Source organism: Candidatus Sordicultor fermentans (assembly GCF_012728195.1).
In the GTDB taxonomy this organism is placed as follows: Bacteria; Atribacterota; Atribacteria; order Atribacterales; family Caldatribacteriaceae; genus Sordicultor; species Sordicultor fermentans.
Window position 1 is genome coordinate 1 of sequence record NZ_JAAYFP010000170.1, and the last position, 3,456, is coordinate 3,456.

The window sequence follows — 3,456 nt, forward strand, 5'->3', positions numbered from 1 at the left end:
CCCTCGGAGTGAGAGGGACGGTTTAGAGAGCTTGCGGGGAGAGGGTTAGGGTGAATCAGCTATAAAGATGTGTGTTTAATGATATAATAACCAAAAATTGTGGTCAAGCGAGGGATAAACTTGAGAAAAATATTAACATGGGGAGTGCTGATTTTTGTTCCTTTTCTCTTTTTCCTTCCCTGCTCTTTTGCGCAGGAAGCCCAGAACGACCAACCAATGGTTCAAGATGTTCAGGAAACCCCACAAGAAGCCCGGACCGATAAAGAAGTGATTTTAGAAAAAGCAGAAAAAATCAGGTATGACTCTGCCGGGGAAACTTTTGTGGCTACCGGGGGAGTGGTGGCTGTCCAGGGGGCAAATCGCATTCAATGTCAGGAACTCACTTTTAATCTTAAAAATAATAAAGGTAGTTTCAAGGGAGAGGTAATAGTCACAAGGGACGAAACAGAAATCCGTTCTTCTTTTATGGAGGGCGATTTTGATGCCGAAATTTATCTCTTTAAAGAGGGAGTGGAGTTGAAAAAGGAAAGAAAAGAGGAGGGAGGAGAGACCTCCTTTATATTCTGGAAGGCTCCTCTTCTTTACTATAACGGAAATACCGAAGAGGCGTGGGGTGAGGAAGGGGCAGAGATTGAGTGGAAGGAAACCAAAATAAAAGCCGACCAGGCTCATTACTATCCAGAAAAAGAAGAAACCGGGGAAGAAGAAAGGATAGTTTTAGAAGGTAATGTCCTCATCACTGAAAAAGACCGAGAAATGGAAGTAGCTAAAGCAGTTTACTATCTGGATACGGAGGTTCTGGAGGCCGAAGGGATTAGCCATGCTCGATTCTTAATTCAAGAAAAAAGTGAGGAATGAAGTGTTTCGCCTGGGAGTGTTTTCCCTCTTTATTATTTTTTTATTTGCTTTTTCTGTGGGGGCACAGGAGGCTTTAGAGCTGACCGGAGAGCGCCTGCAGTATCGTCTGGGAGAAGAGGAAGTAGTGGTTTACGAGGGGAAGGTATCTTATAAAGATATCTCTCTCACTGCTGATTATATCCATATTTTCCTGGAAAAAAAAGAACTGGAAGCAGAAGGGAAAGTAGTAGTGGAAAGAGGAGAGGAAGGAGCGCGAGCAGAGAAAGCTTATTACAACTGGGAGATGGACTGGCTGAGTTTAGAAAAAGTGCGCTCTGACCTCACCGGTAAATCTATTGAGGGGAAGTTCTATTTTCGAGGAGAAGAGGTTAAAGAGGAGAAAGTAGACGGGGAGAGAAAAACAGAGGTGGAAGGTGCTCATTTAACGAGCTGTGATCTCGAGGAGCCCCATTACTATATAGAAGCTAAAAGACTGGTGATTTATCCTGATGAAAAAGTAGAAATTTATGACCTTTCTTACTGGGATTTTGGCCATCGTCTCCTCTCTTTACCTTTTTATGTTTTTTTCTTAAATCGCAAAGAGCAGTTGCCTTTCCTGCCTGTCGTGGGACACTCAGCCGACCTGGGTTTTTACTTCAGCTACTTTTATAACTATTTTGTGAATGATTACTCCTTTGGCACTATCACTCTGGACTGGTGGCAACACGGAGGATGGGGTCTCGGCGTCACTCATTATTTAGAGCGAGAAGGAGAAGAGGGGAGGCTTACCATCTATTATCGAGACCCGGCTTCTTCTTCCTCTACTCTCCGGGGGAGCGTTAAATACAGCAAAGAAGTCGATGAGTTTACTGATTTGAGCTTGAATCTGGACTATTCTGGTACTTTGGGGGAGGCCGATGACCGTTATTCTGGTTTTATTTCTCTTTTGCGAGCGAAAGATAAAAGTACCAGTAAGCTTAACTTGAGCTACAGCGCTAATGAGAGCAGCAATACCGAAAATCTCTACACCACCTGGAACTATCAATATAAGCTGAGAGATGACCTGACTGGAGAGTTGAACCTCAACTACAAAGAGTATGAAAAAAGAGGAGAGTTCGTTGACCAGGACCTTGCCTACGGGGTTACTTTTAAGAAAACTTCTGACCTTTACACTTATTACCTGCGATATAGTGGCCACACAGATTTGGAAGGAGACGCCTACACTGGTGACTCCAATAAAGTGGTATTCAAAATCCCCGAGCTCGAGGTTGCTCGAGGCAAAGAGAAAATCGGAGAGTCAGATTTTACCTATAAAGCTGGATTACTCCTGGGCCACTATTTTGAAGAAGAGACCGGAGTAATAGATGAGCGCCTGCGCCTCACCTTGAACCTTGAGGGCAAGAGTGAGGTAGGGGGAGGAGACCTCACTTCTTTCTTCAACTTTCAACAGGATTTTTATGGTAATGGTTTTGCCCGCTATATCTGGCTGGGAGGGATAAAGTGGGTGGATGAAATATCTCCTGATCTGTCTTTGACTCTTTCTTATCAGAGGGGTGACTACGATGGAGCCACTCCTTTCAAATTTGATTATGTCCGGCCCCGAACTAATTATTTGAGTTTAGGCCTGGATTACGACCGAAGCCCCTGGGGAGTGAGTTTGGATACCGGATATGACTTTCGGGAAGAAGAGTTTGTAGATGCTTTATTCAGCATAGAGTATAACTTAGAGGATAATAAAAAAGTAGAATTGAGCGGTAGTTATGATATCAATGACAATGAGTGGGGAAGCGTGGTCTTTGGCATTGCCTGGCCTATGAATAAAGAGTGGGGCATTGATTTTTCAGGAAGGTGGGATCCTCAAGAGGGAGAGATAGATGGAGTGCGAGTAGGGTTGACCAACGACCTCCACTGCCGGGAAATAAGCCTTTTTTATGACCAGTCTCGGGACACTTTCTGGTTGGAGTACGGAATCAAAGCTCTTCCCGGAGAAAAAATAAAATTAGGAGGATAAATCGATGAAAAATAAGTTTTTTCTTCTTGTCGTGGTGGCGCTTCTTGCGGTGGGTTGCGCTCGAGGAGAACAGCCCGACTGGGGAGAAGGAGGAAAAAATCTCTATATCACCACCACCTGGCAGGAAATTAGCCCTTCTTATGTATATTATGTGGCCATAAGCACTGACTCCGGACTCATTCCTGATTCTGATCCTGATAGGTGGAATGAATTTTATGTGGTGAAGTGGGAAGACCACAACTTCTTTTTAAGGAAACCCGGTGGAAGCTTTAGTTACTTTTCTTCTCCTTCTGTGTCGGGTCAGGAGATGGTGGTAACTTTATCTTTAGTCGATGATTTAGGTAACCCAGATATTATCCGGGTAATGGTGGTGTCAACGGATAAAGGAGGAAATGTAGAAGATTTTCTGGATGAAGTGGCGACATTTCGGCTTAAGCAACAAAGCAGTGAGCCTCCAATTTACGACTTAGCAGGAGATGCAGACGCAGCAGCCGATCTTCTCTCCTTGAAAATAGAGGTAAGATAAATGAAAAATAAAAGGGGGAAGCTTTTCTGGATCGTTTTTATCCCCTTTTTGTTTACCGGGTGCTTTAATAGCGGGGTTGTTC

General features: G+C 44.0%; 3 protein-coding genes. All 3 read left to right on the forward strand.

What is annotated here, in order from left to right:
• Positions 1–120 precede the first annotated feature (120 nt).
• From GXZ17_RS08615 to GXZ17_RS08625, 3 genes are read left to right on the forward strand one after another with little or no spacing between them, the layout of a single operon-like run.
• Positions 121–858, forward strand: a complete 738-nt coding sequence (locus GXZ17_RS08615; RefSeq protein ID WP_409376881.1) for an LptA/OstA family protein — start codon at positions 121–123, stop codon at positions 856–858.
• Positions 848–2,848: a hypothetical protein gene (locus GXZ17_RS08620; RefSeq protein WP_409376882.1), complete on the forward strand. Its 2,001-nt coding sequence runs from the start codon at positions 848–850 to the stop codon at positions 2,846–2,848. The genes GXZ17_RS08615 and GXZ17_RS08620 overlap by 11 nt, the downstream gene beginning before the upstream one ends.
• Before the next feature lie 4 nt (positions 2,849–2,852).
• Positions 2,853–3,374 carry a hypothetical protein gene (locus GXZ17_RS08625; protein ID WP_409376883.1) on the forward strand — a complete coding sequence of 174 codons (522 nt, stop codon included), beginning with the start codon at positions 2,853–2,855 and terminating at the stop codon, positions 3,372–3,374.
• Positions 3,375–3,456 lie beyond the last annotated feature (82 nt).